A 16,204-nucleotide genomic window follows, 5' to 3' on the forward strand; every position below is an offset into this window, starting at 1 on the left:
CAGTTTATGCGCTCGCCGCCACATCGGACTTCTCAAACCAAGCCGTTAACTTGTCAGCAAGAGCATCAGGCGAAATTGGTTTGGACAGATAATCATCCATCCCAACCTCGAAGCACTTTTCCATATCGCCCTTAAGAGCATGAGCCGTCACACCTATGATAGGTACTCTTATGCCTTTATCAGCTTCAATTTTGCGAATTTCTTGTGTTGCCTGATGGCCATTCATAATGGGCATAGAAACATCCATCAGAACAAGACTAGGCAAATGTTTTTGGTAAAGTGCAACACCTTGTTGTCCATTGTGGGCGATTTTGAATTTATATCCAACATTTTTCAAAATTTGCGTAAAGACGATTTGGTTTACTTCATTATCTTCACAAACCAAAATATCTATTTTGGCATCATCTTGAACCCTATCAGCCAAATTCTCGACCACCGCGTCTTTTGCACTTTTTTTGTCTATCACGACAGGTGGTGTCGCAATCTGACGTGCTGGCACAACATTTGGTTTATTGGAGCTGGCATCTTGCAACACATCAACAATTGTTTTCAACAAATGCGATGAGCGCGTCGGTTTGGTCAGATGAGCCTGAATACCTAGACTTGAGAACAAGCGTCCATTTTCAGTTTGATCAACGGACGTCAACATAATGATTGGTACATCTATATAGCGTGCATCAGATCTAAGTGCTGCAACAACTTCACTTCCAGTCATTTCAGGCATTTGAAAATCAAGAATAATGCAGTTAACTTTCAATTTTTGTGTATGCGCAGCATCCATGAAAGCCAGAGCTTCGCGCCCTGAATTAGCAGCGGCACACTCGAACCCCCACGATGCCATTTGTTCTCGCAATATAGATCGGTTGACTTTATTGTCATCAACAACAAGTATCCGCGCACCGGAAACATCCGCTGAATGTTTATCCTGCCTTTGGCTTTCATCGATCCGCAATGAAATTTCAAACCAGAATGTCGTGCCCTTACCATGTTCACTGATTACACCAAAGTCACCACCCATCAAATTTATAAGTGATGAAGCGATAGATAGGCCCAAGCCGGTTCCCTCATGCTTTCGCGAGGAGGATGCATCAACTTGAGAGAATTTATCAAATACCTTTTTGACATCTTCTTTTGGGATACCAATACCCGTGTCCTCGATCTCAAATCGTAACTTTTGTATCTTATCAGAACCAACTTGCCTCAGGTCGCCAACAGCCATTACATTGGCATACACATGCCCTTCTTCTGTGAATTTTACTGCATTCCCCATCATATTAGTGATGATCTGGCGAAGCCGACCAACATCACCAATAACGAAATCGGAGATCTGTGGGTCTATACGCACCAGGAACTCAAGATCTTTTTCGGCAGCTTTAGACGATACAAGTGTCGCCACATCTTCCACCGCCTCAGCAAGTTTAAAAGGCGCTGGATCAAGTTCCATTTTGCCAGCATCGATTTTGGAGAAATCTAGAATATCATTGATAATGGTTAGAAGAGAGGCACCAGACTTTACAATCACGTCTGTAAACATCGATTGTTTGGCATCTAATTCTGTTTTGGCCAACAACTCAGCCATACCCATAACACCGTTCATCGGCGTCCGAATTTCATGGCTCATATTTGCCAGAAACTCACTCTTAGCTCTTTCTGCTTCTTCCGCTTTTTCACGCGCCTGCGACATCTCCGTCACATCTGTGTAAGTTACAATTGCGCCAGAACCTTTGCGAGGTGTAACCTCGGCGAGTAAACTACGGCCAGACGGTGTCAGACGATCAATCTGATATGCAACATTATTGACGAGGCAGTTACGCATCTGCTCAACAGCGGCTTTAGCTTGGTCAGCACCATAATCACCGCGCTTAACTGAGTAGCGGATCATAGCTTCCATGCTACAACCTACTTCAAGTAAATGCGGTGGTACCTCTAATAATACCGCAGCCTTTGCATTGGAAAAGACTATCCTATCTCCATCCAGGACAATAAAGCCCTGTGCCATTTGGTGGGCAGCTTCGTCATGCATCGAATGCAGCTGCTTTGTGCGATTTCTGGCTTTCTCTAATTCAACTTCTCGCTGTTGATCGTCTGTAATATCTGTGAAGGTTACAATCTCACCACCTTCAGGACGGTGCACAACATAAGACTGGATCACACGCCCATTCGGAATATGCGCAATGCTTGAAAGATCTTGCCCATCTTTTATACCCTCTACAAACTCTCTGTAGCTTTTATCTACATCATCGGTTTCACCAAAGTCTCCGCGGGCTATGAGGTATTTCAGATGCCCTTCATAAGGTTTGCCACGAGCTAAAAAGTCTTCGCTTATATCTAAAAATTCATTAGCTCGTTTGTTGCAAAACAAGATCGTTTTACAATCGTGAACCAAGATACCTTGCGCCATAGATTGAGCCGCGGCGTCCAATATTGTGTTTAACTCATGGCTTTGGCTTCTGACATCCTGGAGTTCGGCTTCATAGGCATGATCCATCGTAATGTCGGTAAGTGTAACAATCTCGCCACCTCCAGGTCGTGCCTTTGCGTCGGTCTTAATTGCCAAACCATTTGGAAGTTTAATAACAGTATTACGATCAGTTCCTTCAACCGTGTTATTGATGATATATTCTATAAATTCATCAGCATCGTCTATATGACCGAAGTCTCCACGATTGATACGGTATCTAACGAACTCTTTTATTGACTTACCAGCCGCCAAAAATTCTTCTGAAACGTCCAAAATCTCATTCGCGCGCTTGTTGCAAAACAGAATATTTGTCGCATCGTGGACAAAAATACCCTGCGCCATGATTTCTGTCGTATCTTTCCACAGAGTTGAAAGTTTTCGCAGATGTTCAAGCTCTTGCACCTCCGACATACTCAAATCATTACGATTTTCAACGTCAATTGAGGGTACTATATCTTGGGTGTCACGACGATCAGCCATTTAGGTCTTTAATTCCTTAGCACTAAGCGTGCGATTAGAGACCATTAGGGTAAATTATATATTACCAAACACTCCAAGCTTTCACCACTAAAATAGGTCTTCTGTGCGTGATGAACTGGTATAACGCTTCTCCAGTTGGCCTGCTGGCAAAAAAAACCGAGGCTGAAACTCAGCCCCGGCTTAATTGACCAAAATTGCTTGAACGCTATTAGCCAACAAGTTCTGTTTCTGAAAACCAGTAGCCGATTTCGCGAGCAGCTGTTTCAGGCGCATCTGAACCATGTACAGAATTTTCGCCAAGTGACAATGCGAAGTCCTTACGGATTGTGCCTTCGTCAGCATCAGCCGGGTTGGTTGCACCCATGATTTCGCGGTTTGCAGCAATTGCATTGTCTTTTTCAAGTACTTGAACAATTGTCGGGCCGGATGACATAAATTCTGTCAGTTCGCCGAAGAATGGGCGTTCGCTGTGCTCTGCATAAAAACCTTCAGCTTCGCGAAGGCTCATCCATACGCGTTTAGAAGCAACGACGCGAAAACCCGCATCTTCAAAACGCTTTGTGATCGCGCCTGTTAGGTTACGCTTTGTTGCATCGGGCTTGATCATCGAAAAAGTGCGTTCGATCGCCATAATAATATCCTTCATTTTGGGAGTATAAAAATCATAGTTAGAAATCTTGGAGCACGGCCATATTGCCTATAACACATGCTTTCGGCGGCTTCTTACCCGCGTTTTGGCCTTTAAACAAGGCCTGCATGTCGATTTGATGACAGATGGTCAATATTGTGAGCAGCCAACCTATCGTTTGCAGGCTTACTTTACCACCAAACTGGCAGCACCTACCTTGCGACCAAGCCCATCATGTAGCTCCAAACAACGCTCAAACCATTTCATAACCAGATGATCGACCGGCAAAAGCGGTTTGACTGAGCAAATCCGCGCCCATTGAAACGCACCAAAGACAATGTAATCTGCAAAAATTGGTGACTCACCACCAAAAAAAGGCTGGGAACGCAGCATATGTCCAAGCGGCTTGATCCGATTAGGAAACTCTGCAAGCCACTCCTCGCGCTCGCCTGTTACTGTGCTTAGTGACTTGCCAATTAAGCCTTCCCGATGCGGTATAAAATACTCCTGATCATCTGAACCCAGCATATTGCCGATCTCTTCAACTGCAACTGTACTGACGGTTGGGTGGATCATGGTCTGACACCAGCTTTCAACGAATTTGGAAAGCGATTTCCCACCCTCTCCATCAAACAGGCTTGGTTTTTCAGGATATGTTTCGTCCAAATAGAGCGCAATCTTAAAGCTATCACTTACAACTATATCGCCATCGCGGATTATCGGTACGGTTTTACCGAACCCATTTTCCACTTTAGGAACATCAAGGAATGTCGTGGGTACCGATTGAAACTCCAACCCTTTATGAGCCAACGCCATTTTCACCTTCCAGCAATGCGGGCTAAATGGTCGTGATGTATCTTCTCCAACAAGATCGTAGAGCTGAATAGTCATAAATTTACCTCAACAATAAAACTGTTATAGTCTACCCAGCTTTAAACACGAGAGAGGCACATCTCAATGGTATTTCTATCACTTTTTCGGCTAACAGTGCGCATTTATACAATCTCGTTCCTAGTCTTTCTTACAATGTTACCTGCTCATGCTTTTGACCCGCAAAGAGTAACCGAACGTGATAATTATATTATTGGTAACACGCTGCATGTTGCACTCCATGAGGCAGGGCATATGCTGATTGATCAACTCAAGCTGCCTGTTCTTGGGCAAGAAGAAGATGCCGCCGATAACTTCGCAACCATTGCGCTTATCGATCAGGATACTGATCTGGGCGATTTAGCCTTGGCTGATACCGCTCATTTTTGGTTTATGCTTTCAGATAACGCAGAACTGGAGGATGCCAGCTTCTTTGATGAGCACGATCTTGATATTCAACGTGCCTATCGCATTGTTTGCCATCTCGTAGGTGTTGACCCGATCGCATTTGATTACCTCGCAAAAGCCGCTAATCTGGCAGCTGAGAACTATGATACATGTGGCGCGAATTTTGAGTTAACAGCGGATAGTTGGTTCTCAGTTCTGGAACCTAATAAAGCTCCAGACAATCACAGAAATACCTTTCAAATCAATTTTGACAAACCAAAAAGCGAGTTGAAGGAAGCGTATCATATATTGAAACAAGGCGGTGCAATGGAAGATCTGATAACCATTTTAGACAATTATGTAATGCTTCCAAATCCCATACAAATTCACGCAACCATGTGCGGTGAGGAGAATGCATTCTATGATCCAGAAACTGCAACTATTGTGATTTGTTATGAGTTGGTTGAGTTCTACGGGCGTATATTTGATCTAACAAATTGAAATCAACCAAATACAACCCAAAAGAGCTTAAATGAAGTTCAAATATCATTTATACTTGGAACTAGATTCGATTTACATCAATTATTCTACCTAATAGTTCGTGGCAGAGTATTAAGCCTTTATTGAGTACTTTAGCACAAATTTACACTATGAGAGGTCGATTCCCCCAAAAATTTCGACTAGCATGAAGCGATTCTCGGGCTTTTGTTCATGAAATTGATTATTTCTACCGTGAGGTGCGCTCGTGAATATCTCCAAAAAACTACCCGTCGCAGCAGCTATACTGACTTTATTTTCCGTAGGAATTGCAAGCATAGCGGGTTACTTTGTTGCTTCCCATTATCTCTCCATAAAGTCTGATGAAAAACTCCAAGCTATTGCTGATGGCCGACGGAACCAGATTGAGGGTTACCTCAAATCCGTCGAAACCGATCTGATCAGAATGTCGAATGATGAGAACACAGCCAACGCATTTGTAGGTATGGCATCCTCATGGGGCTTAATGTCGGGAGATAAAACAGCCGAACTTCAAAAACGTTACATTACAGACAACCCTCATCCTGTAGGCGAAAAAGATGCTCTGGAAACCGCTGAAAAGGATACTTATGATAAAGCTCATAAAAAGTACCACAATTATCTACGGGAGTTTGTAAGACATCAAGGTTACTATGACCTGTTCCTGATAGATAACAAAGGCGATATTATATATACAGTCTTCAAGGAACCTGATTACGCGACAAACCTGAAAAATGGCGAGTGGAAAGACACTGGACTTGCAAAAGTCTGGAACGAGGTTATGGCAAATGAGAGCACAGATTTTGTCGCTTCCGATGACTTTGAAAAATACGCACCAACGGCCAATACACCTGCATCCTTTATTGCCAAACGCCTGACTAAAAGAGGACGACCGCTAGGTACTCTTGTTCTTCAGGTCGCGATCGACCCAATTGCGCAGATCATGGACAATACGACAGGATTAGGTACTACCGGTGAATCATTACTCCTAAGAGCAGACGGTTTAATGATCACGGACTCGAAAAAAACCGACGAGAATGAGTCACTCAATCGAAAACTTGAACTTACTAAAAACCTTCTGGAAAATTCTTACGCCGATCAACCAGTTGATTACATTAACTCTTATCGTGATGAGATGTTCCATATTTCAACCGCTCGAATTGATTATCAAGGTAAAGACTGGATTGCGGCGGCACTTATCGCTGATAGCGAGGTTGTTGCTGGCGCAAACACTATGAGAAATATCATTTTACTTATTTCGCTCGTTCTTATTGGTGGAGCAATGGTTGCGGCATTCCTTTTCTCAAGATCAATCACTAAGCCACTTGATAAAGTCATAGATGACATGAATCATCTGGTTGAGGGTGAAACAAATATTGAATTATCAGGAATTAATCGTTCCGATGAAATCGGCAAGATTTTCAAAGCTGTCTCCGTGTTTCGCGATGCAGCGATTGAAAAGGAGCGCCTAGAGGAAGAAAACGAGGAAAATCGCACCGCCAGCGATCAGGAGCGAAAACAAAACGAAGAAGCAAAAGCACTTGAAGCCCAAAAACTTGCAGATGCTGTTGAAGCACTTGCCAGTGGGCTCAAAAAACTTTCAAATGGTGATCTAACGGCAAATATATCAACATCGTTCGAAGGAGAACTGGATAGATTACGCGTCGATTTCAATGATTCTGTACAGAATCTGAGCCAATCTATGACACGTATTACATCTGTGTCTGCAACCCTTAAAGACAATTCCGGTGAGATTAGCAATGCAACGGGTGAACTTTCCCGCAGAACGGAAACACAAGCTGCATCTTTGGAAGAAACATCGGCGGCCCTCGATGAAATCACCGCGACAGTGCAAGAAACATCCGAACGCGCAAAAGAAGCTGCTGCTCGTGCTAAGAATGCGCGAGATGATACCGAACAATCAAGTATTGTTGTTAGTAATGCGGTATCTGCAATGGAAGGTATCGAAAAAGCATCTGGTGATATCTCAAATATCATCAATGTTATTGATGAGATCGCTTTCCAAACGAATTTGCTTGCACTCAATGCAGGAGTTGAAGCCGCCCGCGCCGGTGAAGCGGGTAAAGGTTTTGCTGTTGTTGCACAAGAGGTTCGCGAACTTGCCCAGCGTTCTGCCGATGCAGCAAAAGAGATCAAAAGCTTGATCCAAAAATCTGGTGAAGAAGTTTCAAACGGCGTGCTACATGTGCGCGAAACAGGTGAAGCACTGGCAAAAATCTCTGAGCATGTGAATGAAATTGATGGTCAGATCAGTACAATATCACAAGGTGCCAATGAGCAGTTGACGGGCATTCAAGAAGTCAATAATGCTGTTAGTTCTATGGATCAAGTTACGCAGCAAAATGCTGCTATGGTTGAAGAAAATACAGCCGTCACACAGCAAATAGCCGATGAAGTCTCGACACTTTCAGGACTGATTGCAACATTCAAGTTGAGCGAACAGGCATCCACACGAGCTGCTCAACAATCTGTATTCGACAAACCGCAGCATGAAGCAAAATCAGTTTCACTTCACCCGGTTAAAGCCGATGAAACACACTCTGCGAAACCTTCCCCCGCCAAGACATTGATTAGCAAGGCAAGTCGTGCATTTAGCGGCAACGCGGCTCCGGCTGATGACGCTGATAACTGGGATGAGTTCTAATTAATTAAAGCCGATATAAACTTTGAATAAGGGCGGGGATTACCTCGCCCTTTTTGCATCTTGGCAATATAGGCTTCATTGAGCAACATGTTCATCTTTAATAGCGACATCATACAAATGCCAAGTCGCATGACCCAAAATTGGCAATATAAAAATAATACCGATAAAGGCAGGTAAAAGCGCCAAGAAAACCAGAATAGCAATCACGACACCCCAACCAAGCATTACAAGCGGACTTTTTTGAACCGCATCAATGCTTTTGAGCATTGCCGTAATAAAGTCCACTTCCTTGTCGAGCAAAAGCGGCATGGAAATAACAGTAATGCTAAACAACAATGTTGCCAATACGGCGCCAACAGCTGTACCAACGGCCAGAAAGACATATCCGTCTGTCGTTGTGGTTATAACTGTCCAAAAACTCGTTAGCGATGAAATCGAGTGCCACTGCAAAAACACCGCAAACAGCCAGTGAGCAACGAAAATCCAGTTCCAAAAAATAAATAGAACAACGAACGACATCCACCCGAATTCGCGTTTTTGCTGTCGTAACACAACAGTAAAAATTTCACCCCAGGTGAAGCTCTCACCCGTTTTATAACGATGAGACATTTCATAAAGCCCGACCGCGACAAAAGGAGCAATGAGTGGAAACCCGACACCAGCAGGTATAATCATCCAAAGATTATCGTAAACGACAAGGCCCGCCAAAAAAACAAGACCGAACCCAGCATATACTAATCCAAAAAACATGCTGAGCATTGGATTGCGAAAAAAATCTCTGAACCCTGCTGCAAGCGCATCTTTGACATTTTGCGCAGAAACCTTCTGCACTTTCAGCGCTCTCACCCTTAGCATTCCCGGTGTAATTCCAGATGACGACATATTTCCCTCCCATATTGCCGCTTATAAGAAGTATGCAATGCAGCCTCCCAACCACATTGCAAAACTACTATACCAATGTTGATGATCGATATATTGATCTGGATCAAGCAGAAACTGGTCCGATATTTACCTTTAATAGTTTGCTTATAACATTTCAGATATGGCTAGGGCATAAGAATGAAACAGATCGATTTATGATTATTTTTGCTTATTTAGAAGCAGAAATCTCAGGCTGAAGTGCGCTTGGCATTCGTGCGACATTATAATTCCAAACTTTCCGCTTGCATTCGTATCAGCTCCCTATAAAAGCCATGCCATGCTTACCATTACAGACCTTACTGCTCGCATTGCCGGGCGCTTGTTGATTGAAAATGCCTCTGTCACGCTCCCGACCGGGATGAAGGCAGGTATTGTTGGCCGCAATGGTGCGGGTAAATCAACGCTCTTTCGTGTTATAACGGGTGACTTGGGCGCCGAAACGGGCGATATAAGCCTGCCGCGCCAATGCCGCATAGGCCAGGTTGCGCAAGAGGCACCATCAACTGAAGATTCACTAATTGATATCGTGCTATCTGCCGATAAAGAACGCACCGAGCTGATGCTCGAAGCTGAAACCGCGACGGAACCGACCCGTATTGCTGATATTCAGATGCGATTATTCGATATTGATGCGCATTCTGCCGAATCCCGCGCTGCATCTATTTTGGCTGGCCTAGGATTTGATCAAGCGGCACAAGGGCGACCAGCATCAAGCTTTTCTGGTGGTTGGCGCATGCGTGTTGCACTTGCTGCGATCTTGTTTTCACAGCCTGATTTGTTGCTGCTTGATGAGCCTACCAACTATTTGGACTTGGAAGGCACGCTTTGGCTTGAAGCCTATATTCGTTCCTATCCTTACACGGCCATCATTATCAGCCACGATAGAGATCTGTTAAACAATGCCTGCAATTCAATCATCCATTTGGATCAGAAGAAACTGACGCTTTACAAAGGTAATTACGATCAGTTTGCACGCCAAAAGGCGGAACAAGATATCTTGCAAGAAAAGGCGCACGCAAAAAACGAAGCTGCACGTCAGCATTTGCAAAAATTCGTTGATCGTTTCAAAGCTAAAGCAAGTAAAGCCAAGCAAGCACAGTCTCGCGTCAAGGCTTTGGAGAAAATGGGAACTGTGGCCTCGGTTGTCCAGAGCAATGTTTCTCAGTTTAATTTTCCTAATCCGAAGAAACCTGTCTCATCGCCAATTATCAAGCTTGATAATGCATCTTGCGGCTATGAACCCGGTAAACCAATCCTAAGTGATATCACTTTGCGGATTGATGCTGATGACCGGATTGCGCTTTTAGGTATGAACGGTAATGGCAAGTCTACATTTGCCAAGCTCATATCGGATCGTTTGCAAAATCAAACTGGTGAACTTGTCCGTGTCACCAAACTGAATATTGGTTTTTTTGCCCAGCATCAGCTTGATGACCTTCATGCAGGTGAAACACCTGTTGAGCACGTTCGTGCACTTATGCCAGATGCACCAGAGGCAAAAGTTCGGGCACGTGTTGCTGCCATGGGCTTAACGTCTGAGAAAATGGGTACCGTTGTTGAAAAGCTATCGGGTGGCGAGAAAGCTCGTCTCTTAATGGGGCTCGCAACATTTGACGGCCCTCACCTTTTGATCCTCGATGAGCCAACCAACCATTTGGACATCGATAGCCGCACAAGCCTTATTCAGGCGCTGACGGACTATGAAGGTGCTGTGATCCTCATTAGCCATGATCGCTATTTGATTGAAGCCACGGTAGATCGTCTCTGGATCGTCAACAATGGCACCGTATCAACTTATGAAGGCGATATGGATGAATATCGTGATTTAGTTGTTGGCGGCAAAACCAAGGCCAAGAAAGCTGAAAGTGATGCTCCCAAAAAACTGTCTAAGGCTGAGCAACGCAAAAAAGCAGCTGCTGCGCGCGAGAAATTTAAACCTCTTAAACGCAAGGTCACCGAGATCGAAACCAAGATCGAAAAGGTCGAGACCAAAATTGCCAAACTCGATGAAGAACTGGCTGATCCGGTGATTTATGAAAAAGATCCTGATCGCGTGGCGCAAATTACGGCTGAGCGTGGAGATTTTCTCAATCAAGTTACTATTTTGGAAGAAGAATGGACAACACGTTCAGAAGAATATGAGGCAGCACTCGCATCTGCCTAAATGCGGGGCGTTATAGCTCAATCACCGATCAACATGTTCGTCTATAAGTTTATCTATTGCAGGGCTTAACATATGAGACTTACAGCTCTCAATGAGCGCCAATGCTTCTCGTTCTGATAATGCGATGGCCTGCCGCACAGTCATACCAATGATGGATGTGAACAGCTGCGCCATGCGAACAGCCTCATCTGGTGGAAAATTTGGCATGACCCTCAAAATAACATCTTTTAACGATTGCGTATGATGAAGCATGTCTTCCTCATCTATGTAGTGCAGCTGTGGATCTGACTGAACAGCTTGCCAAATGGCACGGGTTCCAGGAACAGTTTGAAAAAACTCGTAATAGCTATCCATCATCTCATAGACCGCCGGCTTTAGCTGATCAATCTCTGCAACATGCCCAAAAACATCGCTTACGCAATCCTGCCCTTCACAATTGAACCGCTCTGCCAAGGTCGCGACAATCGACGTTTTATCAGGAAAATATTGATAGAGCGATGCTATAGAAATCTCTGCAATTTCAGCAACTTGGTTCATTGTAACAGCATCAATCCCTTTCTTGCTAATCTGCTCTAAAGACACCTCCAATATTCGCTCAAACCTAATGCGGCTACGCTCTTGCACCGGTTGTTTGCGCGGCAATATTCGATCTGATGTACGTTCTGCTTCTGACAAATTCATCTCCATTTGATTCAGCTCATTGACAATCGCACAAACATGAGTATATGTCACGTTTATAAACATAAGCATTACTCACGTTTTGGAAATTAACATGACAAAAAAGATATTTATTTGGGTCGGACACCCTAATACATCCTCCCTTTGCGCATCGCTTGCTGACAATTATCAACAAGGCGCACAAACTGCGGGCGCTGAAATAAGACGGATGAATTTAAGCGAAATGACTCTTAATGCAGAGGCCTTTAAAGGATATGATGGCAAACGGCTTGCACTTGCTCCTGACCTAAAGGAATGGCAAGAAAACTTGTTATGGGCAGACCACGTCTTGTTTGTTCATCCATATTGGTGGGCGGCTATGCCGGCGCAGGCAAAGGCGGTTTTGGACCAAGGACTATTACCGGGATTTGCATTTAAATATCATGACAAAGGAGTGGGTTGGGACAAATTACTAAAAGGACGAACGGGTGATGCCATTATTACGTCGGACACCCCGCCATGGCTTGACACAATATACTACCGCAAGCCCGGGCGGCGCGTGATCAAAAATCAGGTATTTGATTTCGTTGGCATTAAACCGAAGGCCATCGTCCAATTTGGATCTGTCAAATTCAACGGAAGTAAAAACATTCCAAAATGGCTGGATCGCGCAACTAAAATGGGCGCGAAAGCAGCTAACAGCTAGATATCCTGCAATCGGCGTTCAAAATTGACAATCCGTAATTTACATAAATAAACTCCGCGAAAAGGCCCTATCCCTTTCGCGGAGTTCTTCACCTGCCCTATCAGGTAACCTTACCGGCGGCACCCTTTAAGAATATAGTCGGGTTTAATTACGCAGTACGCTTTAGTGTATTTTCTGGCTGGGAAACAACCTGATTGCGTCCACCCGCTTTCGCTTCATGCAAATATACATCAGCAACATTTAAAATAGAATCGATTGTCTCGTTTGGTGCAAATTGGGCTGTGCCCATCGATGCTGTAATTTTAATTGTTTTTTTGCCTAAAGTTATCGACGTGGCAGCAATTTTTTCCCGAATCCGCTCGGCCAATTCATTTGCAGCAGCTAGACCACCATGAAGCAACACAACACCAAACTCTTCGCCACCCAAACGTGTCAATATCTGACTGCTATGATCGACCGCTGAATTAATAACGTCAGCGACAGTCTTCAAGACATAATCACCTGCGGCATAACCACATTTATCATTAATAGATTTAAATTTATCCAGATCTATCATCACGACCGAAGGCACCTGCCCCGCGGCATGAGATTCTTGAACCAATTCAGCACCATCACTAAAGAGGAAGCGACGGTTATATAGCTCTGTTAGAAAATCACGATAGGCCATGCCATTAAGGCGCTTGGTTAGCCGGACCGTTTCAACATTTTCACTCACACGCCACTGGAACTCTTCCGCTGCAAAAGGGCGCTGCATAAAGTCATTTGCACCAGCCTTTAGAAATTGCGCTGACATCAAACTATTGCCCGTTGATGAAACACCCAAGATCCGCATATCTTCGCTATAGTTACCCTTGCGAGCGAGTGAGACGAATTCATCTCCATTCATTCCCGGCATATTGTAATCTGTGACGATCAAATCGAACTGATGCCCTTGCTCCAGCAAGTGCAATGCCTCTTTGCCACTGAACACGGCGTGAACGTTGTAGAGTTGCGGTTCGAGTAAGCCAACCATAACAGCTTGTGTTGTTTTCTGGTCATCAACAACCAGAACACTGGAATAGCGGTTGAGCAATGCTTTACGAGCTGTTTCAGCCAATATTCGAGCAGAATCTGGATTGTCTTTCACCACATAATCAATAACTCGACGGTTCAACATGCGATCACGAACTTCTTCCGAGAACGTGCCTGTAAATACCACCGTGGGAATATCACGAGCCAGAAGTTCATCCATTGCTTCGCCATTTGGAGCACCAGGCACATTCAAATCTGTAAGTGCCACTTCATATTGGACACCTGATGTGACCGCATCAAGCACTTCTTGATAACTTGCACAAATCGTGACGTTTGCGCCAAAAGTTTTATCAAGCTGATCAAAAATAATTTGCTGATAAGTACGTGAATCTTCAACAAGAAGAATGTTTATGTCACTAAATTGATTGAGACCGTTTGGTCCGCGGCTGTCTTTTCTAAAGGACATAAAGTCTCCCGAGTGCACCTTTAATCTTGGTGTGAGATTTCTACAAAAGACTTACTATGTTATTAAACTTTTACGTAAATTCTAATGGATAAACATTCCAAACAGCCTCAAAGGTCTCATTTATAAAGAGTTAGGCCTTTTTAACCCACCGACGATCGGGGGTTTGTTGCCAGTAAGTTTTTTCCATTCCACTCTTTGAAAAAGCCTTCCACTGAGCGCGTGCACGTTCTAATTGCTCTTGGTCATGGCCATCGAACATATAAACAATTCTATCGCATTCATCTGCATTGGGCTCTTCGCCCATATCTACAACAAAGCGAACTTGTGCATTATTTGCACTATCACCTAATGTGGTGAGCAAAACTGGTTGCAGTTCTGCATTTTCATCGCCAACCTTGCCATGAGCTAAAAAACTGTCTTCACGATAGGTCCAAAGATGATTGTCAAGAATATCTAATCGCTCTTCGGACCCACAATGAATACAAGCTTTCCAGCCACGCGCGATGCTTTTTTCCAAAAGCTGCGGCAGCGTATCTTCAAGCCTTGTTTCTGTTAGATGATAGAAAAGTATTTCTGCCATTATGTAATTTGTTCATTATTCATAATTTTGTTCAACCAACTGATTTAACAATCGAACCCCGAAACCTGAGCCCCAAGATGTGTTGATATCCGTTTTTGGCGATCCCATTGCTGTTCCAGCTACATCCAAGTGCGCCCAAGGTGTTTCACCCACGAAGCGTTGCAAAAACTGAGCTGCCGTGATGGAACCGGCATGGCGCCCACCGGTATTCTTCATATCAGCAAATTTACTATCAATCATTTTATCGTATTCTTTATCCAGCGGAAGGCGCCAAACACGTTCTCTGGTATTTAAACCCGCCTCGCTGATTTGATCTGCCAACTCATCATTGTTAGAAAATAATCCAGCATGATGATTGCCAAGAGCCACCAGAACAGCGCCAGTTAGTGTAGCTAAATTGATCATGAATTGCGGATTAAAACGTGTGTTGCAATAATGAAGCGCATCGCACAGGACAAGGCGTCCTTCTGCATCAGTATTAATCACCTCAATAGTCTGCCCGGACATGGATGTTACAATATCACCAGGGCGCTGGGCTTTTCCATCAGGCATATTTTCAACAAGACCGAGAATACCCACAACATTTGTTTTGGCTTTCCGCATAGCAAGCGTTTTCATCAAGCCAATAACAGCGGCAGCACCGCCCATATCACCCTTCATATCTTCCATACCGCCAGCAGGCTTGATGGAAATACCACCCGTATCGAACACGACCCCTTTTCCAACAAATGCAATTGGTGCTTCTGATTTTTTCCCACCATCCCAGCGCATGATTGCAAGACGGGGAGGACGCTCGGACCCTAAAGAAACACCCAATAAGGCGTTCATCCCTAACTTGCTCATTTGTTTTTCAGTGAGAATTTCAGTCTTAATACCAAATTCTTCGAGCGCCTTAGCTTCTGCTGCAAATTCCACAGGTCCGAGTGTATTCGCTGGCTCGTTGACCATGTTGCGCGCTAAAATCACACCCTGAACAATAGCATCCTGTTCAACAAAACTCTTCTTAATTTTCAAATGATTTACGTCAACAATCTTTATCTTGCGAACTTTGTCGGCATCTTTTTTCTTAGTGACCGTCTTATACTGATCAAAGTCATATGCGCGTAATGTTAAGCCGGCTGCAAGATGAGCAATGAGATCTTCACTCTGACCTTCGCCTGCGGAATTCGTAAAAACATTGACCTTTTCAGCGGAGCCTATTTTTGCGCAAATCTGCCCACCTAGATTGAGCCATTGGTTCACCTCATCAAGTTCACCATTTCCAATACCAACCACGAGAACTTTGCCGTAATTTGAACCATCCGGCGCTATAAAAGTGAACGATTCACCTGATTTTGCAGAAAAATCTGCGAGCTTGGCTGCTTTTGAGATCAGTTTATCATCAGCAATATTTTCAATATCAGCAGGATACTCATCAACTTTATCGACAACAAAAACAGCTAAATCACAGGCAGTTTTTGATGTTTTGCTGAAAGTTAGATCTATTTTCATAATGTTTGCTCTCCAATTACCCAATTTTGCTTCTTAGGGCTGCGATTCGTGGTTTATTTATGTACTTAGCGCAGTTAGGATGTCTTTCACAGAGCGTCGCAGGTATGCGTATTATTTTGTGAACGAAAAGAGTAATTTATTAACCACATTTATTTGCTAAATATTACCCATTATTTGATCATATGATATAATGGTATGGTA

Annotated in this window: 12 protein-coding genes; 4 read left to right on the top strand and 8 right to left on the bottom strand. The window is 43.9% G+C overall.

Translation table 11 applies throughout. From position 1 onward, the window contains the following. Positions 1-4: 4 nt before the first annotated feature. The 3 genes from G3W54_RS03545 to G3W54_RS03555 all read right to left on the bottom strand — a co-directional run bounded on the left by G3W54_RS03545 (position 5) and on the right by G3W54_RS03555 (position 4,460). A complete protein-coding gene (locus G3W54_RS03545) occupies positions 5-2,941 on the bottom strand; it encodes a PAS-domain containing protein (RefSeq protein ID WP_162651759.1) in 2,937 nt (978 codons plus the stop codon). Positions 2,942-3,149: 208 nt separating this feature from the next. After that, positions 3,150-3,572 (bottom strand): nucleoside-diphosphate kinase, encoded by a 423-nt coding sequence (gene ndk / locus G3W54_RS03550; RefSeq protein ID WP_162651760.1) that lies wholly within the window; start codon positions 3,570-3,572, stop codon positions 3,150-3,152. Positions 3,573-3,755: 183 nt separating this feature from the next. Next, a complete protein-coding gene (locus G3W54_RS03555; protein ID WP_162651761.1) occupies positions 3,756-4,460 on the bottom strand; it encodes a glutathione S-transferase family protein in 705 nt (234 codons plus the stop codon). A 66-nt stretch (positions 4,461-4,526) separates the two neighbouring features. On the opposite strand from G3W54_RS03555, the gene G3W54_RS03560 reads away from it, so the two are divergent. Then, positions 4,527-5,327: a DUF4344 domain-containing metallopeptidase gene (locus G3W54_RS03560; RefSeq protein ID WP_162651762.1), complete on the top strand. Its 801-nt coding sequence runs from the start codon at positions 4,527-4,529 to the stop codon at positions 5,325-5,327. A gap of 244 nt (positions 5,328-5,571) precedes the next feature. Continuing rightward, positions 5,572-8,007, top strand: a complete 2,436-nt coding sequence (locus tag G3W54_RS03565; RefSeq protein ID WP_162651763.1) for a methyl-accepting chemotaxis protein — start codon at positions 5,572-5,574, stop codon at positions 8,005-8,007. Between the two features lie 75 nt (positions 8,008-8,082). Here G3W54_RS03565 and G3W54_RS03570 read toward each other — a convergent pair whose 3' ends face one another. Then, positions 8,083-8,889, bottom strand: a complete 807-nt coding sequence (locus G3W54_RS03570) for a DUF2189 domain-containing protein (protein ID WP_162651764.1) — start codon at positions 8,887-8,889, stop codon at positions 8,083-8,085. Between the two features lie 316 nt (positions 8,890-9,205). Between G3W54_RS03570 and G3W54_RS03575 the strand changes: the two genes are divergently transcribed. Next, positions 9,206-11,092, top strand: a complete 1,887-nt coding sequence (locus G3W54_RS03575) for an ABC-F family ATP-binding cassette domain-containing protein (protein WP_162651765.1) — start codon at positions 9,206-9,208, stop codon at positions 11,090-11,092. Between the two features lie 21 nt (positions 11,093-11,113). Here G3W54_RS03575 and G3W54_RS03580 read toward each other — a convergent pair whose 3' ends face one another. Beyond that, positions 11,114-11,767 (bottom strand): TetR/AcrR family transcriptional regulator, encoded by a 654-nt coding sequence (locus G3W54_RS03580; protein WP_162651766.1) that lies wholly within the window; start codon positions 11,765-11,767, stop codon positions 11,114-11,116. A gap of 97 nt (positions 11,768-11,864) precedes the next feature. Here G3W54_RS03580 and G3W54_RS03585 point away from each other — a divergent pair, with 97 nt between their 5' ends. Then, positions 11,865-12,455 carry an NAD(P)H-dependent oxidoreductase gene (locus G3W54_RS03585; protein WP_162651767.1) on the top strand — a complete coding sequence of 197 codons (591 nt, stop codon included), beginning with the start codon at positions 11,865-11,867 and terminating at the stop codon, positions 12,453-12,455. Positions 12,456-12,603: 148 nt separating this feature from the next. Here G3W54_RS03585 and G3W54_RS03590 read toward each other — a convergent pair whose 3' ends face one another. The 3 genes from G3W54_RS03590 to G3W54_RS03600 all read right to left on the bottom strand — a co-directional run bounded on the left by G3W54_RS03590 (position 12,604) and on the right by G3W54_RS03600 (position 16,003). After that, positions 12,604-13,932, bottom strand: coding sequence for a diguanylate cyclase (locus G3W54_RS03590; protein ID WP_162651768.1), 1,329 nt, complete (start codon positions 13,930-13,932; stop codon positions 12,604-12,606). 130 nt (positions 13,933-14,062) lie between these two features. Then, on the bottom strand, positions 14,063-14,512 hold the full coding sequence (locus tag G3W54_RS03595) for a DNA polymerase III subunit chi (protein WP_162651769.1): 450 nt from the start codon (positions 14,510-14,512) through the stop codon (positions 14,063-14,065). Between the two features lie 15 nt (positions 14,513-14,527). Beyond that, positions 14,528-16,003 (bottom strand): leucyl aminopeptidase, encoded by a 1,476-nt coding sequence (locus G3W54_RS03600; RefSeq protein WP_162651770.1) that lies wholly within the window; start codon positions 16,001-16,003, stop codon positions 14,528-14,530. Positions 16,004-16,204: the final 201 nt, after the last annotated feature.

This window comes from Lentilitoribacter sp. Alg239-R112, assembly GCF_900537175.1.
In the GTDB taxonomy this organism is placed as follows: Bacteria; Pseudomonadota; Alphaproteobacteria; order Rhizobiales; family Rhizobiaceae; genus Lentilitoribacter.